Raw genomic sequence first — 26,828 nt, forward strand, 5'->3', positions numbered from 1 at the left:
ACTTGAATACTACTGCATTTGCACTATTTTTAATTATTGTTCTTGGTACGCTCGTCATAACCTATTTTGCATCGAAAAAAACGAAAAATGCGAGTGAATTTTATACGGCTGGAGGGGGATTAACTGGTTGGCAAAATGGTCTGGCCATTGCTGGAGATTATATGTCTGCTGCTTCATTTCTCGGTATAGCTGGAGCAATCGCATTAACTGGGTTTGATGGATTCTTTTATAGTATCGGTTTTTTAGTTGCTTATTTAGTTGTACTATATCTTGTTGCAGAACCGCTTAGAAATTTAGGAAAGTACACTTTGGCGGATATGATTGCAGCACGCTTTGACGCGAAAAAAGTTCGCGGAGTTGCAGCTCTTAATACGATGACGATTTCTATCTTTTATATGATTGCACAATTAGTTGGCGCGGGTGCACTTATTAAATTATTATTAGGGATTGAATATACGACATCTGTATTAATCGTTGGAACACTTATGACGGTGTATGTTATTTTTGGTGGTATGACAGCAACGAGCTGGGTACAAATTGTAAAGGCTGTATTACTTATGGCCGGTACGTTTATTATTTCTGTTATCGTTTTCGCAAAATTCAACTTCAGCGTGACTGAAATGTTTGCCCAAATGAAAACAGCTACACCATTAAAAGATTCATTTTTAAATCCAGGTGTAAAGTATAAGGATGGCCTTGATACACTTTCTTTAAATTTAGGACTAGTACTTGGTACAGCTGGATTACCACATATACTTGTCCGCTTTTTTACAGTACGTGATGCAAAAACTGCACGTCAATCTGTCGTATATGCGACATGGTTAATTGGTGCATTTTATATTATGACGATTTTCTTAGGATTTGGTGCGGCAGCGTTTGTAGGAAATGAAGCGATTATTAAAGCGAACCCAGCGGGTAATATGGCAGCACCTTTATTAGCCAAAGCGTTAGGTGGAGACTTCTTATTTGCTTTCGTATCAGCAATTGCTTTTGCAACAATTTTGGCTGTAGTGGCAGGTCTCGTATTAACGGCAGCATCAGCATTCGCTCATGATTTTTATAATGAGATCATTCGCAAAGGGAAATCAACGGAAAAAGAGCAAGTATCTATGGCTCGTTATGCATCTATTGGGGTAGCGATACTATCTATCATACTTGCATTATTTGCCCAAACATTAAACGTAGCATTTTTAGTATCATTAGCATTTGCAGTTGCAGCGAGTGCAAATCTACCAGTGATTTTATTTACAATATATTGGAAGCGTTTTAATACAACGGGTGCTATTTCCGGTATGATTGTAGGTCTCGTATCAGCTATTGTTCTCGTAGCGTTGAGTCCGAATGTTTGGAACCCTGTAGCTGGAAAAGCTATTTTTGTTGGGGAAGCGATATTCCCATATACGACACCAGGAATTATTTCAATTCCGCTTGGATTTCTTGCAGCGTATTTAGGAACTGTTTTATCTAGTAAGAAAGAAGATGCAGCGAAATTTGATGAAATTCTCGTGAAATCTAATACTGGTCACGGTATTAGCGATGCGTCTTCACATTAAATAAAAGAGGAGCTTTTCGATAGATAAGAAAAGCTCTTTTTTCTTTTGTCATTTTCTTGTAAATATTACTGATTTGTAAGTAGGATTTGTCTTAATTTTGTGGAATGAAAATAGCAGGGAGAAATTTAAGTCATCATGGCACCAGCGCAGCTTTTGTGAAAAATAAGTTGTTATGGAAGGTGGAAGTAATGATGAAAACGAAGCAAACTGATGAATTATTAGCAAAAGATGAGCAATATGTTTGGCACGGAATGCGTCCCTTTAGTCCAAATAGTACAATGGTAGGGGCAAAAGCTGAAGGGTGCTGGGTTGAAGATATACAAGGAAAAAGATATTTAGATGGTATGAGTGGTCTTTGGTGTGTGAATAGTGGATATGGAAGAAAGGAGCTCGCAGAAGCGGCTTATAAGCAATTACAAACATTATCATACTTTCCAATGTCACAATCTCATGAACCAGCTATAAAGCTTGCTGAAAAATTAAATGAGTGGCTTGGGGGAGAGTATGTTATTTTCTTCTCAAATAGTGGTTCAGAAGCGAACGAAACAGCTTTTAAAATAGCAAGACAATACTATGCGCAAAAAGGTGAACCATATCGTTATAAATTTATGTCACGTTATCGTGGGTATCACGGGAATACAATGGCGACAATGGCAGCGACGGGACAAGCGCAGCGTAGATATCAATATGAACCGTTTGCTTCAGGCTTTTTACACGTAACACCACCGGATTGTTACCGTATGCCTGAAATTGAAGGGCAGCATATTTATGATGTAGAATGTGTGAAAGAAGTCGATCGTGTTATGACGTGGGAATTAAGTGAAACAATTGCCGCTTTTATTATGGAACCAATTATTACAGGTGGGGGCATATTAATGCCACCACAAGACTATATGAAAGCTGTTCATGAAACGTGTCAAAAACACGGCGCGCTACTTATTAGTGATGAAGTGATTTGTGGCTTCGGTCGTACAGGAAAAGCATTTGGATTTATGAATTATGATGTGAAGCCAGATATTATTACGATGGCAAAAGGGATTACGAGCGCATATTTACCATTATCTGCAACAGCTGTGAAAAAAGAAATATATGAAGCATTTAAAGGGAAGGGAGAGTATGAATTCTTCCGACATATTAATACATTTGGTGGAAATCCAGCAGCTTGTGCATTAGCCCTTAAAAACTTAGAGATTATGGAAAATGAAAATTTAATTGAGCGATCTGCGCAAATGGGTTCCCTTTTATTAGAGCAACTAAAAGATGAAATTGGGGAACATCCGCTTGTTGGGGATATTAGAGGAAAAGGTCTATTAGTTGGAATTGAATTAGTAAATGATAAAGAGACGAAAGAGCCAATTGATAACGACAAAATCGCAAGTGTCGTAAATGCTTGTAAAGAAAAAGGGCTTATTATAGGACGAAACGGTATGACGACAGCAGGATATAATAACGTCTTAACATTAGCACCGCCGCTTATTATTTCAAGTGAAGAAATTGCCTTTGTTGTTGGAACGTTGAAGACGGCGATGGAACGTATTTAATAAGTAGAGAGAGGAGCGAGCTTTAATATAAGGCTCGCTTTTGTTTAGTAGAGGGGGCTTTTAATGGATAAATATGATTCGAACAAACATTATCACATCGGATATTATGAAGAAGGATATGATTTAGAAGTGACGGCGTATAAGAGAATAAATGAGCCGGTTTGGGATGCTTATATTCCGCACTATGAGGTGGACGATTTTTATAAGAAAGTGGAGGAAATGAAGCTAGGTGAATATATAGATAATTACGGCATTATGGTGTATTCATTTAGTAATGATATGGATGATGAAGAAGCACGAACTATTTTTGAAAATGGTTAAAAAAGAACGAGATTGTTTAAAGATAAAACAAAAAGGAGATTGCTATCTTATAAAATAGCAATCTCCTTTTATTATAGTAAACTTATTTACTTGCTTTCATTGCTTTATCTTTTGCACCAAACGTGTATTTTAACATTGGTGGTGTAATCATTGTAGTTAAAATAACGACAATAACGATTGCTGTAAAGTAATCTTGTGCCAATAGCCCAGAAGAAAGACCTGTTCCTGCGATGATAAGTGCAACTTCACCACGAGAAACCATACCAGAACCGATAATTGCAGAAGACTTAGCATCAAATCCAGTCATGCGTGCACCAACACCACAACCAATTAGTTTCGTTAATACAGCGATTACTGTTAATGCTAAGATGAACCAAATTTGATTGCCAATACCGTCAAATGTAATATTCATACCGATACTAACGAAGAATACTGGAACGAACATAGCGTAAGCAATTGGTTCTACTTTCTTTTCTACTTCATGTTTGTAGTTTGTTTGAGAAATTGCAATACCAGCAGCGAAAGCACCGATAATACCAGCAATTCCTAATAGTTCGCCGAAATATGCGAATGAGAAACAGATGATAAGAGCTGCGCTCACGATAGACTCAGATACGCGCAGTGGTGATAACCAACGCATAATTGCTGGAACACCTTTCCATCCGATTAAAATAATAGAAGCGAAGAATACTACTTTCTTCAAGATAATCATTGTTAAGTTAACATCATCAGTGCCTAAGAAGCTCATTGCGAATGCTAATAAAATAACAACAAGAATGTCATCAAATACAGCGGCTCCAAGCATCGTCGTACTTTCACGTGTTTTCATTTTACCTAAATCACGAAGTGTTTGTACGGAAATACTAACACTTGTCGCACATAGAAGTAATCCTAAGAATACAGCGTTTCCTTGTTCCATTCCCATAACAAGGCCAGAAACGTAACCACCTACGAATGGAAGAATAATACCTCCGAGTGCAACTGCTAAAGAAGAATTACGATTGGCGTTTAATTCTTCTAAGTCTGTTTCAAGTCCAGCCATAAACATTAGAAGAATAACCCCGACATTACTTAATTGAGTTAGAAGCTCTGAATTTTCAATCCAACCTAATAAAGCTGGACCGATAACGATACCGACAATTAATTTACCTAGTACAGAAGGTTGACCTAATCTAACACTAAGATCACCAGCAAGCTTTGTACTTAATAAAATAAGTGCAATTTGAAAGAAAAATTCGAATTCCATCTGATCCTCTCCTCATCATTTTTAGTTTTATCATACGATTTCTCGGAATTTGCCTAATGAAAATATGTAAAACCCATTAAACAAAAGGGTCTGATTACAAGTTCTTTTGAACTCGTAATTTGAACCTGTAATTAATATATAATAGATTTTATAAAAAATCAATGAAAAAATGGGAGCTTTTTGAGGAAGAAGCTGTCTTATTGAGATATAGGTGTAAGAGTAGCGTGTGAATTTTATATGTATAAAATAGTATGAAGTCCTTTTTCATTACAAATAATAAAGCCTAAATGCTATTTCACGAATTATAAATGTGAAAAGGAGGTTTTATCATTTGAATTCATTAAAAAATAACTTGTCTATTGTTGCTTTAGGTGGAGTAAATGAAATAGGAAAAAATATGTATGCTATCCAATATGAAAATGATATTGTCGTCATTGATTGTGGGTCTAAATTTCCAGATGAAAGTTTATTAGGGATTGATTTAATAATTCCAGACGTCACATATTTGCAAGAAAATAAAGAAAAAATTCGCGGTTTAGTAGTAACGCACGGGCATGAGGACCATATTGGCGGAATACCATATTTTTTAAAACAACTAAATGTACCAATCTATGCAACAAAGTTAACGTTAGGTTTAATTGAAATTAAATTAAAGGAACACAATCTTCAAAATGATACGGAATTAATCGTTATTCATTCAGAATCAGAAATTGATTGTGGTTCTATTAAGGCAACCTTTTTTAAAACGAACCACAGTATCCCGGATTGTCTCGGTATTGTTTTTCATACACCAGAAGGTACTGTAGTACATACAGGTGATTTTAAATTTGATTTAACACCAGTAAATAATCAACATCCTGATATTCATAAAATGGCTAAAATAGGAAGTGAAGGTGTACTAGCTTTATTATCTGAAAGCACAAATGCAGAACGCCCAGGTTTTACTCCATCAGAAAGGTCAGTAGGAGAACGGATAGAGGAAATATTTATGAAAGCAAATAGAAAAGTAATTATTTCTACGTTTGCTTCTAATGTGAATCGTGTTCAGCAAATAGTTGAAGCATGTATAAAGACAAATCGAAAACTAGCTTTGCTAGGGAGAAGTATGGTAAATGTAGTAGAGGTTGCTCTAGAGAAAGGTTATTTACATATTCCAGAAGGTATGTTAATTGAAGCAAATGAGGTAAATCGTTTAGATCCAAAGCAGGTTGCAATACTTTGTACAGGAAGTCAAGGAGAACCAATGGCAGCTTTAGCGCGTTTAGCTAGTGGAAACTATAGACAAGTGGATATTTTACCAGAAGATACGGTTATTATAGCCGCGACCCCTATCCCAGGAAATGAACGTAACGTTTCTCGAATTATCGATAATTTATTTGCATTAGGAGCAAAGGTGATTTACGGATCAGGCAGTTCTACTGGAGTGCATGTATCCGGTCATGCATATCAAGAAGAGTTGAAGTTAATGCTTACATTAATGAAGCCAAAATATTTTATTCCAATTCATGGAGAGTTTAGAATGCTACATCACCATAGTTTGTTAGCAGAATCAATTGGTATTGAAAAGGAAAATATCTTTATCGTACGTAATGGAGATGTTGTAGATATAAGTAATGAAGTGGCAATTCAATCTAGAAGAATACAGGCAGGAAATATATATGTAGATGGATTAGGAATTGGAGATGTTGGAAATGCCTTATTACGTGATCGTAAACAACTTTCAGAAGATGGAATGCTCGTTATAGTTATTACTTTTAATAAAGTCGATGGAGAAATAATTTCAGGTCCTGATATTATTTCTCGTGGATTTGTCTATGTTCGTGATTCAGAAGAATTTTTAAGAGAATTAAATAAATTAGCTGTTATTACAATTAATAATTTAAAGAAAGAGAATGTGAATAGCTGGGGTATTTTGAAAAGGGAGGTAAGAGAAGCGTTAGGGAAGTATATATATACAAATACAAAACGAAAGCCGATGATTCTTCCTATAATAATAGAGGTTTAATAGTAAAAAAAGAATTCTCGTATGGGAATTCTTTTTTTGTTTTAAAGACAAAATGAACATATAATGAAGTAAATAGAAATGGAAGGAAATAAAAGATGTTATTAAACAAACGCTTTACAATTGGAGAAATGGCAAAAATGCATAATATAGCGGAATCAACTTTACGCTATTATGATGAGAAGGGAATTTTTCATCCGTCCACTGTGGACCCGCAAACAAATTATCGTTATTACACAATCGATCAATTTTCACTATTAGATACGATTAAGTTTTTACGCCAATTAAACATTCCATTAAAGGAAATTAAAAAATATATTGATGAAAGAAATCCAGCATACGCACTCAATTTACTGGAAAAACAACAAGAGATGATGCTGAAGAAACAAAGAGAAATTGAGTATGCTCTGGCGAAAATGGAGCATAGAATTCATTTAATTAAGGAAGCAACAAAAGCAAAAGCTGAACAAATGGTAATTAAAGAGATCCCGCCGCGAAAAATTACAGCAATTGCGGTTGCTCCAAATACGACGGATGATATGTTTGAGTACTACATCCATTCGTTGCAAAAAAATATGAGGCAAATGGATGATAGTTTATTTTCTGGAGATATTGGTGTAACTGTTGCGAAAAAAGGGTTAATGCAAAATGAGTTTCAAGCATATAGCAGTGTATTTATTCTTTTGGATTATATGCCGTATGAAGTGCATACTTCAGATGAAATTAAAGAAGGTTTATATGCTTGTTCTTATCATCATGGACCGTATGAAGAAACAGATGCAACGTACAAGGAGTTACTTACATACATTGATAAAGAAGGTTACGAAGTACATGGAGATTCGATTGAGATTGGATTGATTGATTGGTCTGTAACAGAAGATCCTGAGGAGCAAGTAACAGAAATTCAAATTCCTATAATGAAAAAACAAAGCAATAAGTTATAGGACTCGTATAATTACAAATGAGCATCAAACGCGATAATTAAGTCACCTATTTTTAATTCTCTATTGACCTTAAAGTTACTTGAAGGTTTAAACTAAGAAAAGAGAGTTGAAAAAAAGGAGCATGTTAGAGTATGGAAGCAACAGAAAAATTAAGAGAAAAACCAATTAAAAGTTTATTTATTTCTTATTTAATACCAGCCGTCCTCGGAATGGTATTAATGTCAGTGAATATTGTAATTGATGCGGTTATGATTAGTAGAGGAGTTGGGGCGAACGGTTTAGCAGGAGTGAACGTGGCTATTCCAGCCTTTTCGATTTTCTTCTCTATTTCATTATGGATTGGAATGGGCGGGGCAACGTTATATTCCATTGCATTAGGTGAAAATAAACGAGAGAGAGCAAGGTCTATTTTTACTCAATCAATGACGGTAGCAGTTGTTATCGTAGGGATTTTAGCAGCGATTTGCTTATGGAGAATAGAAGATTTAGCATACTTATTTGGTGCAAATGAAGCGATTTTACCATATGCGTTAGACTATTTACACGTATTATTAACATTTGGAATGATATACGTTTTAGAAAATATTTTAAGTACATTTATACGAAATGATGGAAATCCTAATTTAGCAATGGCTGGTCTTGTTGTAACGGCTGTATTAAATATAGTGTTTGACTATATCTTTATTTTTATCTTTGGATGGGGCGTAACAGGTGCTGCCTCAGCGACTATTCTTTCGGCAGCGATTGGTTTCCTTGTATTATTAACTCATTTCTTTAGAAAAAGTAGTATTTTAAAGTGGACGAAATTTCATTTTGAATGGGATACTGTCAAACAAATTATGGTGATTGGTTTCCCAAGTTTTACAGCAGAAAGTACGGTTGCAATCGTAACGATTGGTTTTAATATCGCATTTGTCCAATATGCAGGAGAAGTAGGAGTAGCTTCCTATGCGATGGTGAATAGTATTCATGCAATGACATTACTATTATTCTTTGGTGTTGGAGCAGCATTACAGCCAATTGCTAGTTTCCATTACGGGGCAAATTTATCAGAGAGACTTCGTGAAGGATTGAAGTTTGCTGTGAAAATTGCTGTTGTCCTCGGAGGCGTTGCGATAATTGTCGGATTATTCTTCGGGAAATATATCATTGGTTTATTTGATGTTCAATCTCCAGAATTATTGGAGTTAACCTTAACAGGTATTAGTTTATTCTTTATCCAATACGTATTTTTAGGTTATAACATTGTGTATGGAGAGTACTTCCAATCAGTGCGACAAACGAAGAAATCAGTACTTATTATAATGAGCCGAGGATTACTATTTATTATTCCATTGTTATGGATTATGCCGAAATTATTTGGTATAAATGGAATTTGGCTCGTTATGCCAGTTGCAGAAGTAATGACAGCGATTATCGTATTTACGATGAATCGTATGAAACATCCTGTTCCATTAAATATGGCAGGAGAGAAAGAAGCGATATGATAAAAAATCCCCTTAAGCAATTAAGGGGATTTTTTTATTCCTTTAAACTAATCGCAAAAGATCCATCCGTTTCTTGAACAGAAGCAAAGGCAACGTTTTTAATATTTGTAATTCCTTTTTCTTTTAATTCTTTATATAACCATTTTTCATCTTTATGTATTAACTTTAAGTTATCATATTGAATTTGTGAATCGACGATAAGTGCAATTGGTAATCCAGCATACTTAACTTCTATGTTTAAATCTTTTGGAGTTAATGGTACAAGTTCTCTTTTTGGTAAAATACTAATAGCGCCGTTCGCTTCTAAAATAGCGTATTCAATTTCATGAACACTTGGATATCCTGCAACGCGAAGATTAGAAAGCAGTTCTGCAATGGGGTATCTACTTTTTTGTAAGTTCTCAAAAATAATATCACCATGTTTAATTAAAATGATAGGGTGTCCGAGAATAAAACGATTTAGTTTGTTGAATAGGCTTAATTTTGTAAGGAGTAAATGTAAACATGTGATAACAACCATACCGAGAAATGCTTGTAAAGCACCAGAGACGGGTATGGCCTGGAAAGCTAAATAAGATAAAAAAATTATAGCCCCAAAATCATGAGGAGTTAGTTGCGCTAACGCGGATTTACCGAGTAACTTAAGCGATAGTAAAAATAAGATGAAAAAGAACGACACGTTACATAAAAAGAGAAGCAATAGAGACACTCCTTCGTGTAAAGTTGTACTTACTATTCCCGAAAGTAATATAAATATTACCTTTCAGAGGATAAATTAGGGTTTATTGGAATTTGTCTGTATACAAACAAATAAATGGATATTATCATGAAGGAAGTAAAAGAAAATAGGAGTATATGAATATGAGAAAGAAGAAAATAATGAAGGGCATTTTAGTTGTTATAATGATTTGCGCCGTGTATGCGGGGTTTTTACAATATCACATTTATAAGCATGGGCATATGAATGCAACCTACGATGCTGATTACATAATTGTACTAGGATCGAAAGTAAATGGGACGAAACCATCTTATTCATTGCAATATCGTATTGATAAAGCAGCTGAATATTTAAAATCACATGAGAAAACAATCGCTATCGTATCTGGAGGACAAGGAAAAGGTGAAGACATTTCAGAAGCATTAGCAATGAAACAAGGACTAATAAAACAAAATATCGTAGAAGACCGCATTATAATGGAGGACAAATCTACGAGTACAGATGAGAATATTACATTCTCAAAACCGTTAATTCCAGCCGATATGAAAAAAGGTATGATCGTAACAAACGATTTTCACATGTTTAGAGCGAAAAAAATAGCGGCCAAACAAGGTTTACAATTAGAAGGTCTTCCGGCAAAAACACCGAAACCAATCATCATTCCATCGAATGTACGAGAATATTTAGCAATTACACAGTATTGGTTTATGAATCGAATATAGTGAAAGTGATCCCGTCTGAAATTCTAGGCGGGATTTAGTTTGAGGAAAATCTTACAAATATGTCACGTTCGTGAAAGGTAAAGCGATAGTTTCTAGAATGATTTCCTGACATAATGAAGGTAACAAAAACTATTTAGAGGTGAATCGGATGAAAGGAAATAATATTTTATCTTCGTTATGTTACTTTAGTATCTTTTTTGCACCATTTTTACTACCAATTATCGTGTACTTTGTTGCAGAAGATGAAGTGAAGTATCACGCGAAAAAAGCATTTTGGTCACATGTTTTCCCATACGCAATCTTATTTGGAGGACTAGCAGTATCAGGCATGTACGGTTTAGGTTTCAATCAATCTGACGGTGCTGGAATTGGAATGGCTATCACATATGCAGTGTTCATTCTTGTAGGAATTTACTACTTCATTTGGAATATCGTAAAAGGTATTACAGTTTTGAAAACGGCGTAATAAGATAAGTATAATTTCATTTACCGTATCGATAAATGTTTTAAAAAAGGGCAATTCAAAAAGAATTGCTCTTTTTGTGCTTATAAGTTGTGAAAATTGAAAAAGATATGTTAATTTTTCATTATGAAGAGAAAAAAGGAGTGATTTTCATGAATGAGATCATACATAAGATGGAGCAACATGTTTCAGTTCGTAAATATAAAGAAGAATTAATTCCGAAAGATGTAGTAGAAAAGATGGTGCATGCTGCGCAACATGCAGCTTCATCACATTTTGTACAGGCGTATTCTGTTATATATGTAACAGATCAGGAATTAAAGGCTAAACTAGCAGAGCTATCCGGAAATCGCCATGTGAAGGACTGTGCAGCATTTTTTGTTTGTTGTGCAGATTTAAAACGACTTGAAATTGCATGTGAAAAACATAGTACAGAGATAAAGCATGAGGGAGTAGAAGACTTTATCGTTGCGACGGTAGATGCTTCACTTTTTGCGCAAAACTTAGCACTAGCAGCAGAATCGTTAGGATACGGTATTTGTTATATTGGTGGTATTCGTAATAATCCGAGAGAAGTGAGTGAACTGCTTCATTTACCGGATAAAGTATATCCTGTATTCGGAATGACAGTCGGTGTACCAGATGAAGAACATGGAGTTAAACCACGTTTACCAGTAGCAGCAGTTCTTCATGAAAATGGATATGATGAACAAAAATATGATGAATTACTAAACGAATATGATGAAACGATGAACGCGTATTATAAAGAAAGATCATCAAACAAGAAAAACGTAACATGGACGGAATCAATGAGTTCGTTTATGTCTAAAGAAAAAAGAATGCATATGAAAGAGTTTTTAAGTGAAAAAGGATTAAATAAGAAGTGAAGTGAGTAAAGAGGCAAACCTGTGATGCAGGTTTGCCTTTTTGAGAAGGAGAAATACCTAAGGCTAGAAAGTTGTTTATTCTTTCTGAACTTAGGTATTTTGTTTGTTATCATGTACATAGAAATAAAAATTAATGATTTTTTACAAAAGTGATAGAAAATGAGAATGAAATGCCAATAGTAAGTAAAAGCGGCATAATAGCCGCTTTTTATCGTTTTATTTAGTAATTAATTTGAAATATTTTCCTTATGAAAGAAAGATTATTGCTAATTGTAAACTGTCAATAAAGTTATTTAAGTTTTGATATGGAATACCCCGCCGGAAAATACAGCAATAATTTCGTTTGAACATATCTGTTATTGCACGATCTAAAGCATCTTCTATAACAAGTTCCAACTTTCAATAAGAAGATAACCCCCTGTACAACTTAAAAGAATGTACGTAAATATTTTAAAAATCCGTTGATTAAGCCATTTAAAAATAATTTGACCTATAAACAAACCTAAAAATACAATTGGAATGGCATAAAAACTTGATTCCCAAATGGTTTTGTTTGTGCCAGTAAAGAGTATTTGAGTTACTAGACTAATGAAATATATAAACAGATAAAAAGCTAATGTAGTTGCTCTTAACTTCTCTTTTTCAGTATTAGTTCCTGTAAAATAAAGTAACAGGGGTGGACCTGGCATACCGATACTTGTCGTTAAAAGACCAGATAATCCGCCAACTATGAAATCTCTAGATTGTGTTGATCTAACCTTAACGTTGCATATTAGCAACAATGTTAATAGTAAGAGTAGGATGCTAACTGCTAATTTAAAAGTGTTTATGTTAACGGAAATAAAAATCAAAATGCCAAAAGGAACACCAACTATACTTCCAAAAATAAACCTTTTCAGTAGAACAAAATCAACGTCCATTCTTATTTTCCAAATGAGTGAAATGGAGATAATTAAAGATAAAATAATGTTTATTTGTATAGCTTCTTGTGGTAGAAATAACATAAGTAAGAAAGGGGTTGCCATTATGGAAAAGCCAAAACCTGTACTTGCTTGCAGAATAGAAGCCACTAATATAATACATATGAAAAAGAATGTGATACCCAAAACAGCCCTCCTATTTAATCAAGTTTAACTAGTTAAAGTCTATTATTTAAGTGCAATGTTTCACAAACTTATTTGTATTTTAACATAAATATCTAGTTTTTTCTCAAATAGTGTTGCCATATAAGGCTCTTTAACTAAAAAATCTGACTTGTATTTTTAAACAATTTTATTATGGGGAAACAAATAATGAATGGGATCAAAATGTATTGATTATCATTAAATTATTCACTGAGATCCCCGCGATAAAACAAGAACAGCCATATAAAACTTACAAAAATACAGCATGTAGCTAATAAACAGCCAATCATTTGAGGAGAAAGAATTTCTAACAGCCCTCCTGTAAAAAACATCGATAACTGAATAAGAGATCCGTAAATGGAATAATGGAATGAAAAAACTTTACCTATCATATTTTCGTGTGTGTAAGTTTGAAGTAATGTCGTATCAAGTGGAACGATGATTCCTCCTGCTATGCGCATACAGAATAAAGTAATGATACCGATAATAAGTTGATCGGATAGAATGAATCCGAGAAAGAAAATTCCTTGTAATAAGTAGGCCCAACCGAATACTTTTTTCATTTTTTCTTTATTATGGGATATATAAAGATTAACGAGAAGGCTTCCTATCATAAGCCCAGCCCCTTGAACCGTATATAAAATCCCAATGTTCGTATGGAAAATTTTTTCGGCATAGATCGTTAGAAGTAGTTGATAAGCACCTCCAATAATCCCCCATGAAATGCCGACAAGAATTAATGTTAAAATGATTTTTGTTTGTAATATGTATGTATAACCACCTTTTATATCAGTGAAAAATGCTTTCTTCTTGTTACAAGTATCATGAGCAGGAATACTCATGTTATAAATAAAATAGGCTGAAATAAAGTATGATAGGCTATTTACTAAAAAAGCGAACTCAATATGTAAAGATTGTGCAATTACTCCGCCCAAAGAAGCCCCCATAATAGACATAAAACCATTAATTGTACTAGAAAGAGAGTTAGCAGTTACGAAATGATTTTGGTGTACGATATTTTTTAGGGTTGCTTGTTTAGCCGGTTCAAATAAACAAGAAAGTACAGATAAACATATATTAGCAATGAAAATAATCTCAATTTTATAGCCTGCGAGTAAGTATGTAAGGACTAGAATTCCCCGTGTAATATCGGTAAAAATCATAATATTCTTTTTAGAGAAACGATCTACAATTCCGCCTATGAATGGACTAAGAAGAAGCTGTGGTAAACTTTTACTTATAAAAGTAAGTGCGATCATAAACGGCGATTCCGTTATGCTGTAGACAAATGTTAATAAAGCTACCGTATGGAACCAATCCCCAAGTACACTTAATGTTTGCCCATAAAATAGTTTATTGAAGTTTTTATTTGTTTTAAGAAGTGTGGAATAAGAAACTGACATAAATAGATTAATCCTTATGTAATGACGATGTTTGAATTTGTTCTTTCCACTCACTTAAATACACTTTTTCCGCTGTGGGAAGTCCAACAGGTAATTGTGCAATCAATTCTAAACTATTTCCATCAGGGTCGTTAAAGTATACGGCTGCATGTGCTAATTCCGGAAAAACAATCGGTTCAATTGGTTCCATTCCAAAGTCTTTTCGTGCTGAAATTCCTTTTTGATTTAGCCAATGAATCGCATTTTCTAAATCATGTAAACTTACTTGAAAGGCGATATGTCGTAAAGAGGGGTGATAATTCACTTTGTATTCTGTGCCTTCCCAAAGGCCGAGCCAACTCTCATTTTCTTTAATCCAAAAGAAAGCAATATTATCTCCTCTTTTATATAATTTTAGCCCTAGTGATTCATAAAAAGGTATTGATACTTTTAAGTTGCGGACAGGTAAATGTGCTTCGTAAAGACCTCTAATCATTGTAATCCCCCTTAGTAAAAATGTTTCTTATTCCATAGTAAACAATATGTTGCTAGTTGAAATCGCAAATAAGAGGGATATAAATTCATACGAAAGTATGAAAAAAAACAGCTCATATTTGAGCTGTTTTTCTATAGTTTTTAGTTCATTTTTCAAGGATAGGATATATTAATATCCGTATCCGCCGCCACCCCAACAGCTACATCCGATGATGATTAGAAGGATGAATAGTACGATAAGCAAAGCAAATCCACCGCCGAAACCAGCGCAACTTCCACCATAACTCATATGTTTTCCTCCTTTTTAGTAAGTTAATCTATATGGTTCATGGACTACTATATACAGTATGTTTTTTGTATAGAAAACGAGCCAGTCTCATTTATAATTAGACAAATGCCTGTAGATTCATTAGGATTGCATGTTAGTGATTTGTAAATAAACCTTTACGTAATTCATAATTTAGGCATAAAAAATAAAAAATTGTAAAAAAAACCATTTTCTTATTTTTTTATGAGAGAATATGTACTATAATTTTACAAGTAATATTATGGGAAAAGGGAGTTTTAGTATAGAGATGGAGATGGGACAATTAAAAAATAAAATAGAAAACAAAAAGAAAGAGTTAATTCAACTTGTTGCGAGACACGGATTGGATCATGATAAAGTTTTGTTATTTAGTCGTGATTTAGATATACTTATTAATAAGTTTATGAACATAAAAGACAAAGTGCATAAATAAAAAATTTATAGTTTTTTATATTAAGATGTTTCACGGAAAGGAGAGGACAGTAATTGGAACATTTACAGGAAGAATTGTATAAACAAATAAAAGAAGAAAAAGGTACAGTTACAATTTTCTTAAAGAGTGGCGTTAGAATAGTAGGAGAAGTTGTTGGAGTGGATAAATTTACAGTTTTAATCTTAGTGGATGGAAAACAACAGCTTATTTATAAGCAGGCTATATCAACAATAATGAAATAAGACACTCTTGTTGAGTGTCTTATTTCATTATTGCTTGCATGCCTCAACATCAATGCCGGCAGCAATTAACTTCTTTTCTCCATCTTGTTCAATAATTTTTTGTAATTTAGATAGGAAAGAATCAAAGTTTGTATGCTTTGCTACTTGGAATGTCATTTTATGTTCAATTGGTAGCCACGTATCAATATCAGCTTCGTTATGTTGGATTTTCACCTCAAGTTTATCGAGTGCATTAGCAACTTTTGCTTCGTACGTTTCTTTCGCTTCAAACTCCATCCATAAGTCATATAATTCCTCACCGAGAGAACCTGTTAATGTTTGTTTAATATTTAAAATAGCTTCTAGTTCAGTTTTTTGTTTTTGTAGCTGTAATTCGTGACTATTCATTGTATCAAATGCAGGGATATCACCAGCTTCGGCTTCGACTAGGTCGTGAATAATAACCATTTTAAGTAATTTCTCAATATTTACTTTTTGATCCAAATAAGGTTCAACTAAAATGGCCATTAGAGACATACGCCATGTATGTTCGGCAACACTTTCTTGACGTCCGTTGGAAAGCCAGCTATGTCGCATTTCATATTTTAGTTTTTCTGCTAATGCAATGACTTGTAAAATGTTGTGTTCCATCGTGATCCTCCTCATTTATTCATACCATAATTCTAATATAGAAATGAAATGTGTCAATTTTATGAGTATATTGCGATAAACAGATGATAAGCGTATAATACATGTTATATGTGAAAACGTATTATTAAAATAAAAAAATGTTATATAAAAATGGAAAGGAAAGGGCAGAAATATGGGAGAGAAAAATCAAGTATTAGCTAGACCACAAAGAAGAAAAAGGAAGTTTGATATTTCTAGCCCAGTGGGCATTATAGTAGGTTTCATTATAGTGATAGCGGCAATTATGCTTGGCGGCGGTGGAATAAAAGCTTTCAAAAACTTTTTAGATGTTTCATCTATTTTAATTGTCATAGGGGGAACAACAGCGACAATTGTTGTGGCATATCGATTTGGAGAAATAAAAAAATATACGAAAAGCATTTTTACTGTTTTACATAGAAGAGAAGAAGATTTAGAACAGTTAACGGATTTGTTTGTCGATTTTTCGAAAAAGTCTAAAAAGCACGGCTTGCTTTCTTTAGAGGTAGATGGAGAGCAAGTAGACAATCCTTTTATTCAAAAAGGAATTCGATTAATGTTAAGCGGTTACGATGAAGATGAATTAAAAGAAGTGTTATTGAAAGATATTGACACGGAAGTGTATGAGTTAAGAAAAGGAGCAGCATTATTAGATAAAATTGGTGATTTTGCTCCAGCTTGGGGAATGATTGGTACGTTAATCGGTCTTATCATTATGCTCCAAAACTTACAAGATACATCGCAAATTGGTACAGGAATGGCAGTTGCGATGTTAACGACATTATATGGGTCTGTACTTGCGAATATGATTGCAATCCCTCTTGCGGAAAAAGTATATCGTGGTATTGAAGATTTATATACAGAGAAGAAGTTTGTAATAGAAGCAATTTCAGAATTGTATCGTGGACAAATCCCTTCTAAATTAAAGTTGAAACTGGATACATACGTATACGAAACAAAGGTAAAAAAGGTAAAAGGAGCAGCCTAATATTTCAAGGAGTGGTATGATGAGTAAAGGACCGCAAAAGGGATCGCCTCGTTGGATGACGACTTTTACAGATTTAACGATGTTATTATTAACTTTCTTTGTATTACTAGTTGCTACATCAAAGCAAGATGCAGTAAAATTGTCAAAGATGCTTGAAAAGTTTAGTGATACGGGGCAAGTAGATGCAAAAGTAATGGAAAATACAATACCGGATATTTCACATGAAAAAAATGATGAAAAAATGATTTCAAAAAAGAGAATGGATGAATTATATAAAAAGTTAAAAGCATATGTAGATAATAATGGTATTAGTCAAGTGAATGTATATCGAGAGGATACAGGGGTAAGCGTCGTTATAGTAGATAATTTAATATTTGATACAGGCGATGCGAACGTTAAGCCCGAAGCGAAAGGGATAATAAGTCAATTAGTTGGATTTTTTCAATCCGTACCTAACCCAATTGTTGTAGAGGGACATACAGATAGTAGACCTATTCATAACGAGAAATTCCCTTCTAATTGGGAGTTATCTTCAGCACGAGCGGCAAATATGATTCACCATTTAATTGAAGTGTATAATGTGGACGATAAAAGGCTAGCTGCGGTAGGATATGCAGACACAAAGCCAATTGTACCAAATGATTCACCGCAAAACTGGGAAAAAAACCGTCGCGTTGTTATTTATATAAAAGAGTAGTATTTTATTATTTTAATAATAAAATAATAAAAACACGAAAATTCTTTTAAAAAAATATTAAATTTTATCATTTTATTTTGTATAATGAGTGAGAATGATAAGGTGAAATATTAAGATATATTTATACATAGAAGGAGAGAATTAAAAAGAATGGCACATAAAATTTTAGTAGTAGACGATGCGATGTTTATGCGAACGATGATTAAAAACTTATTAAAAAGTAATGCTGAATTTGAAGTTATTGGCGAAGCAGAGAATGGGGTAGAAGCAATTCAAAAGTATAAAGAACTTCAACCTGATATTGTAACATTAGATATTACTATGCCAGAAATGGACGGGCTTGAAGCATTAAAAGAAATTATTAAAATTGATTCAAGTGCAAAGGTTGTTATTTGTTCTGCAATGGGACAACAAGGTATGGTATTAGATGCAATTAAGGGCGGGGCAAAAGACTTTATTGTAAAGCCATTCCAAGCGGATCGTGTAATTGAAGCTTTAACAAAAGTAGCAAATAGTTAATATAGAAGGGGTGCCACAAGGAATCAAAACAGTGATAGCGGATCGACGTGTGGCCCCCTTTTTTCTCATTGTAAAACACTAAATTGTTATACATAAATGAAATGTTTGTTAGACAGGTAGGGGATAAAAATGCAAACAGATCTATTAAATATATTTTTCGAAGAGTCAGAAGAACATTTACAGTCGCTAAATGAAAATGTGCTAGTGTTAGAACAAAATCCTGCTGATATGGATGTTGTAGGAGAAATATTCCGATCCGCCCATACATTCAAAGGTATGTCTGCGAGCATGGAATTTACGGAAATGGCTGATTTAACGCATAAGATGGAAAATGTGTTAGATGAAATTCGTCATGGAAATATAGTTGTAAATGCGGATATTATTGATGTGATTTTTGAGTGCATTGATAATTTGGAGAAGATGGTTGCAGATGTGCAACAAGGTGGAATGGGCAATATTGATGTAGCCTCAACTAAACAGAAATTAGAAGCATTATTGAACGGCAATGTAGAAACTCCTACGGAACATATAGAGCAAAATCATATAGACACCGATGATGCAGTTTCGCATGAAGTGCATATAACAGTTGAACAGCAAGCAATTTTAAAAGCAGTACGTGCCATTATGTGTATTGAAGCATTGCAAAATGTAGGGAATATACAAAAAACAGCTCCGAGTATTGAAGAAATTGAAGCAGATGCTTTCGGATTTGAATTTACAGTATTTATGGATACGGATTGTAGTATAGAAGAGTTGAAACAAGTAGTACTTCATGTTTCTGAAATTGAGAAAGTGGAAGTAAAGCAAGGAGAACCGATATCGAAGGAAGTAGTTTCTAAAAAGGTCGTTACACAAGAAGTTGTGCAAGTAGAAGAAAAGCTACAACCTGCTGTGGTTACGCAAGTAAACTCACCGATAGAGGCAACGAATCAACCTTCAAGTACTATGCCAGCTAAAAGTACTACAAAAACGAAAAATGCTAAAGTGGAGAATCGTTCAATTCGTGTTCAATTAGAGAAAATCGAAAGATTAATGAATATGTTTGAAGAAAGTGTAATTGAACGTGGGCGCATTGATGAATTGGCTCAAACGATTCAAAACAAGGAGCTAATTGAACATTTAAATCGATTAGGCGATATTTCAAAAGATATTCAAAATGTACTATTAAATATGCGTATGGTGCCGATTGAAACTGTGTTCAATCGTTTCCCGCGTATGGTACGTATGTTAGCGAAAGATTTAGGGAAAAAAATCGATTTACAAATTACAGGTGAAGATACTGAAGTAGATAAAATTGTTATTGATGAAATCGGCGATCCGCTCGTTCATTTAATTCGAAATGCAATCGATCACGGTGTTGAAACTGTTGAAAAACGACGTGATGCAGGTAAAAATGAGACAGGTACGATTAAATTAGAAGCCTTTCATAGTGGAAATCATGTCGTTATTCAAATTACGGATGATGGAAACGGTATTAATAAAGGAAAAGTATTAGAAAAAGCGATTAAAAATGGCGTTGTAACTGAAGCGGATGCGAATAGATTAACAGATCGTGAAGTGTTTGATCTTATTTTCCAACCGGGATTTAGTACAGCTGAAGTTGTATCAGATCTTTCTGGACGCGGTGTCGGATTAGATGTTGTAAAACATACGATTCATAGTTTAGGTGGACATTTAATTATTGATTCTGAGGAAGGAAAGGGGAGTACATTTAGAATTGAACTTCCATTAACGTTATCTATTATTCAATCTATGCTTGTTCAAACGAATGATAAGCGTTATGCTTTACCTCTTGGAAATATCGTTGAAGCAATTCGAATTAAGAGAGAAGACATCCAATCCTTACAAGGAAAAGATGTATTAAATTATCGTAATCAAATTATTGAAGTGAAACATTTAAGTACTGTATTTGGTGAAAAAACAGTAGATGAGGCGTTTGCGTCATATGATGGTCAAATGGTTCCTGTGTTAATTGTTCGTAACACACATCGCAGCTATGGACTTATTGTAAACACAATTATCGGTCAAAGAGAAATAGTCTTAAAGTCATTAGGTGACTTCTTTGCAGAGAGTTCTAACTATTTCTCTGGTGCGACGATTCTCGGTGATGGACGAGTGGTCCTCATTTTAAACCCAGAAGGTTTATAATAGGAATGAAGGAAAGCTCCCCACTTGTATACAATTGGGGAGCTTTTTGGCTAATCGTTACGAATCTAATAATGGGATACATACATAGTAACGTTTTATACTAATGAGTTTGCTAAAATAAAATAAGAGTTTATATTATTTGATAGAAAAACAGAAATGAGGAGGCAGGGAAAATGCCTGAGCAACACACAAAAGGGGATACGAGCACGATTGTGCTAGAAAAAGAAAATGAGCATTTAACGCCCCAAGAATGCGATATTCTTGGCGAAATTGCAAATATATCATTTGGTTCAGCTTCGACTGTATTATCAACAATTTTAAATAGGCAAGTAAGCATTACTGCTCCTCGTATAGAGTTGGTAGATTTATATGATTCAAGAGATGTCGAAGTTCCACATGTTGTATTAAACATTCATTTTACAAAAGGATTAGATATGGAAAACCTTCTTGTCCTTAAGCAAGATGTTGCATTGTCCATTGCTGATTTAATGATGATGGGAACAGGTGAAGTGGAGGACGGAAAAGAACTTGGTGAATTAGAGCTAAGTGCTGTACAAGAAGCGATGAATCAAATGATGGGATTCGCAGCTACATCTATGTCGGAATTCTTCCAAGATACAGTAGATATGTCTCCGCCGACGATTAAAGTTGTAAAGTTATCAGAAGAAATGGAGAAAATCTCTGAAATCGATGGGAATCATACGATTGTTAAAGTATCGTTTGATTTAAAGATAGATAATCTTGTAAACTCTAAACTTGTACAAATTGTTTCAGTTGAGCATGCGAAACAAATGGTAAATAAATTAATGCAATTATCTGGTGGAGTAGAAGAAACAGACGAACCAGCAGAAGTAGTGGAAACTGAGATTGTAGAAGAAGTTGAAAAAGAGCATTTAACACAAGAAGAGAAAGATGTTCTTGGTGAAATTGCAAATATTTCAATTGGTTCCGCTTCAACAGTATTATCAACGCTTTTAAATCAGCCAGTTACAATTAGTACACCAAATGTGGAAGCAATCAATGTTCGTCATTATGATGGAGTACCAGTACCATTTGTTATTTTAAATGTCGACTTTGTTGAAGGGCTAAAGAATGAGAATGTATTCGTATTTACGAAAGATGTCGCCTTAACAATGGTAGATTTAATGATGATGGGAACAGGGGAAGTTGACCCAGAAAAAGAGCTTACTGAATTAGAACTGAGCGGTATTAAAGAAATTATGAACCAAATGATGGGTCATGCTGCTACGGCGATGTCAGAAATGTTTCAAGAAAAAATGGACATGACGCCGCCAAATGTTAAATTTGTAACGTTAAAAGAAGAAATGGAATATTTGGGAGAGTCAATGGAAGTGGACGAACTCGTTCAAATTACGTTCAATCTTGAAATTGGCGATTTGCTTCAATCGAAGATGTATCAAATTTTGCCAATTTCCGAAGCGAAAGAAATGGTAAGGCGACTTCTGTATCCGATGGTGGAAGAAGAAGAGATTGCCACAGAAGAAATTGAAGAAGAAAAAATTGTAGAACCAGTTGTGCAACCTATTGAATTTAAAGAAGTAAAACAAATGGAACCAGTATATATGGACACGTCCATTCTACAAAATGTAGAAATGAACGTGAAATTTGTATTTGGAAGTACAGTGAAAACGATTCAAGATATATTAAGTTTACAAGAAAATGAAGCAGTTGTACTAGATGAGGATATTGATGAACCGATTCGTATTTATGTAAATGATGTATTAGTGGCGTATGGTGAACTTGTAAATGTAGATGGATTTTTCGGAGTAAAAGTGACGAAATCACTATAAGGCATTGAAATAGGAGTTTGAACTAGTAGATGAAAAACGTAAAGTTTTTTCTAATGAGTTGGCTATGCATACATGTGTGCTTGTTCTTCCCCTTGCAAAGTCAGGCTGAGGAACAAAGTGAGCCAGATCAAAAAATAAATGAAGTGAATGTACAAGAAGAAAATAAGGAATCTCAAAAATCTTCAGAGCAAGTGGAAACGAAACAAGATGAAGAGAAACAAAAAGAAGCAGAACAAGCAGAACAAGAAGTAGAACAACAAGAAGTAGTAAATAAACAATTGAATGAAAGAAAGATAGAAACAGAACAGGGAATTATTACAGTAAATAAGCCGGAGCTTAAAGTTGGCGAAGAAGTGCGAATTGCTGTAGAACCAAATGGGAAAAACATTCAAAGCATGAAAGGTATATTGCAGTTACAAAAAAATGGCGAGCAATATGCGCAAGAAAGAATACTATCTTTTGAGTATGATGAAGAAACGAAGAGCTGGGTTGCTAACTATAAAGCAGGGGATTTTGATTTGCAAGGTGATTGGAATCTTCAGCTCGTTCAAAGTTACAAAGAGAATGAGAAAGAAGAGATCGTAAAAAATGAAGTGAAAGTCCCGCTCATTCGTATTAAAAATGAAACGCCAACTATAGATAAAGAATTGCCAAAGTTACAGAAAGTTACTATTGATGAAGTAAAAGAGAACTTAGTTGAACGAAAACAGGGAGATTCTATACATATACGAGTAAAAGCGTCAGATATAGAATCGGTTGTAAAAGAAGTGCGCGTTACATTAAAAGGGAAAGAAAATAAAGAGCTTTCGTTTTTATTAGACTACAACAAGCATGATATGGATTGGCAAAAAGTATTTGAAATAACAGAAGCATTGCCGGCTGGGCCATACGAATTACTTGTAGAGATAATAGATGCAGCAGGTAATAAACTTGTTGAAGAAAGTGAATATACCATTTCTGTTTTGGCGCCAAAAAACGAAGATGATAAAAAGATAGAAGAGAAAGAGAAAGAAGAGAAAGAGAAAGAAGATAAATTAGATAATAAACTAGAAAATGAATTAGAAGATAAGAAAGAAAATGAGAAGCAAAAAGATTTGAAAATCAAAAACCCGCTTCCAGAAGAAAAATTGCCAGTTGTTCAAATTCCGAAGCAAGATGAGAAAGTAAATAAGTTTATAAAAGAACCGTTGAAAGAGAAAGAGGAATTTACTTACGTTATAAAAGAGCCGTTCGAAGACAACAAGGAAGTACATAAGGCGAAGGACCAAAAAGAGAAAAATAACAAACAGGTTGTCTCTAAAAAGAAAGAACAAAAAGAAGAAACGAAAGACAAGGAAGAAGAAAAAGGTGAACAGGGAGTACAAGCTTCGGATGTATTTACTATCATGTCAGGTTTGTTCGTACTGTTTTTAGTTTTAAAGAGTAATAAAGAATGGGGCTAATTATTTCATAGTAGTGGAGGCGCTTAAATGGAGATTAAACGTACGACAATTGAAGATAAGACGCTACAACCATTAAAACAGCCTGCAGCTATTTCGGAACATGAAATCCAGAAAGAACGAAAGCGTAGCAATTTAGTGTTTACTGGACAGTCTAAAATTATTTCGAAAAATAATGAAATAGGTATTTTACTTGCAAGTTTAAGTGATGGAAAGATTATGAAGGAAATGCTTTCTAAAGAGATGGATACAGTGTTACAACTTTTTAAAAAGTTACATACATTATCTCAAGAAGGAAAGCAATCAGAAAAAGTATTTGAACAAGTAATTAGAAGCCTGCAAGGACTTATTAAGCAGGCGCATATAAAAGAACTTCCTTTGTTAGATGGAACATATGATTTCGCTGAAGTACAACTATCATTTGGTAGAAAAGTACATATTCCTTTACTAGATGTAAGTGCACTTATCTCTAGAGTGGAAAGTGATTCTTCAGAAGGAAATATAAATTTGATGGTAACGGTTATTACTGCTTATATAACGAAATTGTCTAACGAAACGATTTTAATTAGCGTTACAGACCGTATTGCTAAAGATCGGGATGTAAGTGTATGGAGAGCGCTTGCGGAAATGAACATGACACAATTATCACAGGCATTGAAACAAACGATGCAAGAACATAAATGGTCTATGACGTTTCTTTTTCTCTTCATATGGATTGTCGGTATTATTTTAATTCGAGTTATGTAAAAAGGTCGTCACTCCATTGTGACGACCTCTTTTATATTTTTTCGTAGAAGAATGTATCAAATCGCTGAAGATTGTAACGTTCGGGTGTTAAAATTTGTTCCGTACTACCAACAAATAGTACACCGCCTTTTCGTAAAGAACGACTAAATTTTTCGTAAAGTTTTACTCTTGCTTCTTCTGTGAAATATATCATTACATTACGACAAATAATCAAATCATAATTTGTATCGAATGACTGCATTAAAAGGTCGTGTTGTTTAAACGAGACGTTTTGTTTAATGTTTTGATGCAATGAATATAGATCATTCTCTTTTGTGAAATGACGTTCTTTCAAATCAGTAGGTAATTCCTTTAACGAACGTTCTGTATATTGAGCGCGTTTTGCGGTTTCTAAAATATGAAAATCAAGATCTGTTGCTTGAATTTCAAAACGAAATGGAGCTAGATGCTTTGATAAAATTAAAGAGAGTGTATATGGTTCTTCACCAGCAGCGCAAGCGGCACTCCATACCTTTAATTTTCCGCTATTTTGTTCGAGTAATTTTGGTAGTGCTTTCGACTCTAAAGTTTGCCATCGTTCTTTATTTCTAAAAAACTCTGAAACGTTAATTGTAATATAGTCAATAAAATTTAAAAATAAATTTTGATCAGCGCGTAATTTGTTTAAAAAATTAGTGTAGTTTTCGAAGCCTTTTCTCGAAATGAAAGCATCGATTCTACGGCGCATTCTATCTTGTTTATATGAAGCGATGTCCATATTGAATTGTTGTTTAAAACTCGCGATAAAATGATCGTAATCTTGTTCAATTATCATATTTACAATGGGCACAATAATGATATTGTGCCTCCCCCTTTACATCATACGAATTTTTTGTTCAAAGCTTTTTTTCATTTGCTTTTCATGTAATCCTGGTAAATCATAAATGACAGCATCAATACCTGCTTCTTTTGCAACATCGACAGGGATGACAGATGTATGTTTGTCCCCATTATAAAAACAGAGAACTAAATCAGTGTCTTCAATAATTTGTTTAACAAAAAACATATAATCTGATCGGTAAATGGAGTCAGAAGGATGATCAAAAGCAACATATTCGGCTCCGTGTTTTTTTAAGTAATCAACGACTTCTTGAAATTCATCTGTAATTGCTTGCAATGGTTGCAGCGTGTAAAGGCATAAATTTTGAGCGAGTCTTTCATTCTCAACGAAAAAACGAAGAACCTCATTTTCAATAGATTTATAACATAATATGTAAATTTTATGTTTGTGAGCATAGTCAGTTAAAAATTTTTTAATTTCTTCTTGATCTAATGCTGTTAATTGATTTGAACCACAAAGGAAAATATTCATAGAATTGTGCCACCTCATGCTAAATTGTAACATATCTTTTATAAAAAATAACTGCAAAATATTACTGTTCAGAGTATAATTATAAATAACTGGATTTTACGATTAAGTTTAGGAAGAAATAAAAAAATAAATAGGTGATATATATGCTACGTTCTATCTCGCATAATCCAATTTTATCGCATATACCGCCTGCTACTCAAATGCCGAAAGAAGCAAATGTCAGGACAGGACTTGCATTTTCGGATAATTTGCATGCAGATCCGAAAAAAGATAAATTACTAGAACAAATGGAAGCGTTTGTCGATAATATTGGAGAAATTAAAGAGAAAATTGAAATGGAATTAACGCTTGATAATGTAATGGAATACAAAAATACAGTAAAATCATTTTTGAATTTTTACGTGGATAATGTATTGCAGTATAAAGATGTCATGTCTCGTCACCCGCGTTACGGATATTCACAGAAAATGACGATTGTGAAACAGGCAGAAATGGGATTGAATGAATTAGAAGATGTTATGAATTTAATTAATACGAAAACAGGACATTTAGAAATGTTAAATCAAATTGGAGAAATCCATGGTTTAATTGTGAATTTAGTCTTGTAAAAGGA

General features: G+C 33.9%; 27 protein-coding genes and 1 pseudogene. 19 read left to right on the forward strand and 9 right to left on the reverse strand.

The genetic code is table 11. The annotated features are described in order from the left end of the window. Positions 1-2 precede the first annotated feature (2 nt). The 3 genes and pseudogenes from MHB52_RS08745 to MHB52_RS08755 all read left to right on the forward strand — a co-directional run bounded on the left by MHB52_RS08745 (position 3) and on the right by MHB52_RS08755 (position 3,435). A complete protein-coding gene (locus MHB52_RS08745; RefSeq protein WP_001098235.1) occupies positions 3-1,553 on the forward strand; it encodes a solute symporter family protein in 1,551 nt (516 codons plus the stop codon). Between the two features lie 191 nt (positions 1,554-1,744). Further along, positions 1,745-3,094 carry an aspartate aminotransferase family protein gene (locus MHB52_RS08750; protein WP_137026240.1) on the forward strand — a complete coding sequence of 450 codons (1,350 nt, stop codon included), beginning with the start codon at positions 1,745-1,747 and terminating at the stop codon, positions 3,092-3,094. Between the two features lie 63 nt (positions 3,095-3,157). Continuing rightward, positions 3,158-3,435: pseudogene (locus MHB52_RS08755) on the forward strand (DUF3986 family protein). Positions 3,436-3,497: 62 nt separating this feature from the next. Here MHB52_RS08755 and MHB52_RS08760 read toward each other — a convergent pair. After that, on the reverse strand, positions 3,498-4,661 hold the full coding sequence (locus tag MHB52_RS08760) for a cation:proton antiporter (protein WP_000393878.1): 1,164 nt from the start codon (positions 4,659-4,661) through the stop codon (positions 3,498-3,500). A 331-nt stretch (positions 4,662-4,992) separates the two neighbouring features. On the opposite strand from MHB52_RS08760, the gene MHB52_RS08765 reads away from it, so the two are divergent. From MHB52_RS08765 to MHB52_RS08775, 3 genes are all read left to right on the forward strand, one after another. Further along, entirely contained in the window at positions 4,993-6,666 is a 1,674-nt protein-coding gene (locus MHB52_RS08765; RefSeq protein ID WP_016117512.1) for a ribonuclease J, read from the forward strand. 95 nt (positions 6,667-6,761) lie between these two features. After that, positions 6,762-7,607 (forward strand): MerR family transcriptional regulator, encoded by an 846-nt coding sequence (locus MHB52_RS08770; protein ID WP_000925945.1) that lies wholly within the window; start codon positions 6,762-6,764, stop codon positions 7,605-7,607. Positions 7,608-7,738: 131 nt separating this feature from the next. Further along, positions 7,739-9,094, forward strand: coding sequence for an MATE family efflux transporter (locus tag MHB52_RS08775; protein ID WP_061664216.1), 1,356 nt, complete (start codon positions 7,739-7,741; stop codon positions 9,092-9,094). Between the two features lie 34 nt (positions 9,095-9,128). On the opposite strand, the gene MHB52_RS08780 is transcribed toward MHB52_RS08775, so the two are convergent. Continuing rightward, complete coding sequence (locus tag MHB52_RS08780) at positions 9,129-9,794, reverse strand: DUF421 domain-containing protein (protein ID WP_000923924.1); 666 nt, start codon at positions 9,792-9,794, stop codon at positions 9,129-9,131. 161 nt (positions 9,795-9,955) lie between these two features. On the opposite strand from MHB52_RS08780, the gene MHB52_RS08785 reads away from it, so the two are divergent. The 3 genes from MHB52_RS08785 (at position 9,956) to nfsA (ending at position 11,884) form a co-directional block, all read left to right on the forward strand. Next, positions 9,956-10,534: a YdcF family protein gene (locus MHB52_RS08785; protein WP_001227678.1), complete on the forward strand. Its 579-nt coding sequence runs from the start codon at positions 9,956-9,958 to the stop codon at positions 10,532-10,534. A gap of 148 nt (positions 10,535-10,682) precedes the next feature. After that, a complete protein-coding gene (locus MHB52_RS08790) occupies positions 10,683-11,000 on the forward strand; it encodes a DUF4870 domain-containing protein (protein ID WP_061664215.1) in 318 nt (105 codons plus the stop codon). Between the two features lie 149 nt (positions 11,001-11,149). Further along, positions 11,150-11,884, forward strand: coding sequence for an oxygen-insensitive NADPH nitroreductase (gene nfsA / locus MHB52_RS08795; RefSeq protein ID WP_016117513.1), 735 nt, complete (start codon positions 11,150-11,152; stop codon positions 11,882-11,884). A 380-nt stretch (positions 11,885-12,264) separates the two neighbouring features. On the opposite strand, the gene MHB52_RS08800 is transcribed toward nfsA, so the two are convergent. The 4 genes from MHB52_RS08800 to MHB52_RS08815 all read right to left on the reverse strand — a co-directional run bounded on the left by MHB52_RS08800 (position 12,265) and on the right by MHB52_RS08815 (position 15,174). After that, positions 12,265-12,990: a sulfite exporter TauE/SafE family protein gene (locus tag MHB52_RS08800; RefSeq protein ID WP_016117515.1), complete on the reverse strand. Its 726-nt coding sequence runs from the start codon at positions 12,988-12,990 to the stop codon at positions 12,265-12,267. Between the two features lie 221 nt (positions 12,991-13,211). Beyond that, entirely contained in the window at positions 13,212-14,411 is a 1,200-nt protein-coding gene (locus MHB52_RS08805; protein ID WP_000117062.1) for an MFS transporter, read from the reverse strand. Positions 14,412-14,418: 7 nt separating this feature from the next. Further along, positions 14,419-14,886, reverse strand: a complete 468-nt coding sequence (locus tag MHB52_RS08810; RefSeq protein ID WP_000617953.1) for a VOC family protein — start codon at positions 14,884-14,886, stop codon at positions 14,419-14,421. A gap of 168 nt (positions 14,887-15,054) precedes the next feature. Further along, the gene (locus tag MHB52_RS08815; RefSeq protein WP_000120179.1) at positions 15,055-15,174 is read right to left on the reverse strand and encodes a YjcZ family sporulation protein; all 120 of its coding nucleotides are present in this window, start codon (positions 15,172-15,174) and stop codon (positions 15,055-15,057) included. A 232-nt stretch (positions 15,175-15,406) separates the two neighbouring features. On the opposite strand from MHB52_RS08815, the gene MHB52_RS08820 reads away from it, so the two are divergent. Further along, positions 15,407-15,625 (forward strand): aspartyl-phosphate phosphatase Spo0E family protein, encoded by a 219-nt coding sequence (locus MHB52_RS08820; RefSeq protein ID WP_000291688.1) that lies wholly within the window; start codon positions 15,407-15,409, stop codon positions 15,623-15,625. Between the two features lie 53 nt (positions 15,626-15,678). Further along, entirely contained in the window at positions 15,679-15,867 is a 189-nt protein-coding gene (hfq, locus tag MHB52_RS08825; protein ID WP_000400665.1) for an RNA chaperone Hfq, read from the forward strand. Positions 15,868-15,894: 27 nt separating this feature from the next. Here hfq and MHB52_RS08830 read toward each other — a convergent pair whose 3' ends face one another. Next, positions 15,895-16,497: an HD domain-containing protein gene (locus MHB52_RS08830; protein ID WP_016117516.1), complete on the reverse strand. Its 603-nt coding sequence runs from the start codon at positions 16,495-16,497 to the stop codon at positions 15,895-15,897. A 172-nt stretch (positions 16,498-16,669) separates the two neighbouring features. Here MHB52_RS08830 and MHB52_RS08835 point away from each other — a divergent pair, with 172 nt between their 5' ends. The 7 genes from MHB52_RS08835 (at position 16,670) to MHB52_RS08865 (ending at position 24,864) form a co-directional block, all read left to right on the forward strand. Next, positions 16,670-17,503, forward strand: a complete 834-nt coding sequence (locus MHB52_RS08835) for a flagellar motor protein MotP (protein ID WP_000504190.1) — start codon at positions 16,670-16,672, stop codon at positions 17,501-17,503. Between the two features lie 19 nt (positions 17,504-17,522). Further along, positions 17,523-18,200 (forward strand): OmpA family protein, encoded by a 678-nt coding sequence (locus tag MHB52_RS08840; protein ID WP_000033627.1) that lies wholly within the window; start codon positions 17,523-17,525, stop codon positions 18,198-18,200. 150 nt (positions 18,201-18,350) lie between these two features. Next, positions 18,351-18,719 (forward strand): response regulator, encoded by a 369-nt coding sequence (locus tag MHB52_RS08845; protein WP_000940568.1) that lies wholly within the window; start codon positions 18,351-18,353, stop codon positions 18,717-18,719. A gap of 129 nt (positions 18,720-18,848) precedes the next feature. Further along, a complete protein-coding gene (locus MHB52_RS08850; RefSeq protein ID WP_001192614.1) occupies positions 18,849-20,867 on the forward strand; it encodes a chemotaxis protein CheA in 2,019 nt (672 codons plus the stop codon). Positions 20,868-21,040: 173 nt separating this feature from the next. After that, the gene (locus MHB52_RS08855) at positions 21,041-22,678 is read left to right on the forward strand and encodes a flagellar motor switch protein (protein ID WP_001115014.1); all 1,638 of its coding nucleotides are present in this window, start codon (positions 21,041-21,043) and stop codon (positions 22,676-22,678) included. 29 nt (positions 22,679-22,707) lie between these two features. Continuing rightward, positions 22,708-24,120, forward strand: coding sequence for a hypothetical protein (locus MHB52_RS08860; RefSeq protein WP_061663691.1), 1,413 nt, complete (start codon positions 22,708-22,710; stop codon positions 24,118-24,120). A gap of 27 nt (positions 24,121-24,147) precedes the next feature. Continuing rightward, positions 24,148-24,864, forward strand: coding sequence for a hypothetical protein (locus MHB52_RS08865; protein ID WP_000403967.1), 717 nt, complete (start codon positions 24,148-24,150; stop codon positions 24,862-24,864). Between the two features lie 31 nt (positions 24,865-24,895). On the opposite strand, the gene MHB52_RS08870 is transcribed toward MHB52_RS08865, so the two are convergent. Together MHB52_RS08870 and MHB52_RS08875 are read right to left on the reverse strand one after the other, a co-directional pair. After that, on the reverse strand, positions 24,896-25,678 hold the full coding sequence (locus tag MHB52_RS08870; protein ID WP_000582873.1) for a CheR family methyltransferase: 783 nt from the start codon (positions 25,676-25,678) through the stop codon (positions 24,896-24,898). Between the two features lie 39 nt (positions 25,679-25,717). After that, on the reverse strand, positions 25,718-26,215 hold the full coding sequence (locus MHB52_RS08875; protein WP_001020110.1) for a flagellar motor switch protein FliG: 498 nt from the start codon (positions 26,213-26,215) through the stop codon (positions 25,718-25,720). 143 nt (positions 26,216-26,358) lie between these two features. On the opposite strand from MHB52_RS08875, the gene MHB52_RS08880 reads away from it, so the two are divergent. Continuing rightward, a complete protein-coding gene (locus MHB52_RS08880) occupies positions 26,359-26,823 on the forward strand; it encodes a YaaR family protein (protein ID WP_000946323.1) in 465 nt (154 codons plus the stop codon). Positions 26,824-26,828 lie beyond the last annotated feature (5 nt).

The organism is Bacillus sp. FSL K6-0073 (assembly GCF_038006085.1).
Taxonomy (GTDB): Bacteria; Bacillota; Bacilli; order Bacillales; family Bacillaceae_G; genus Bacillus_A; species Bacillus_A cereus.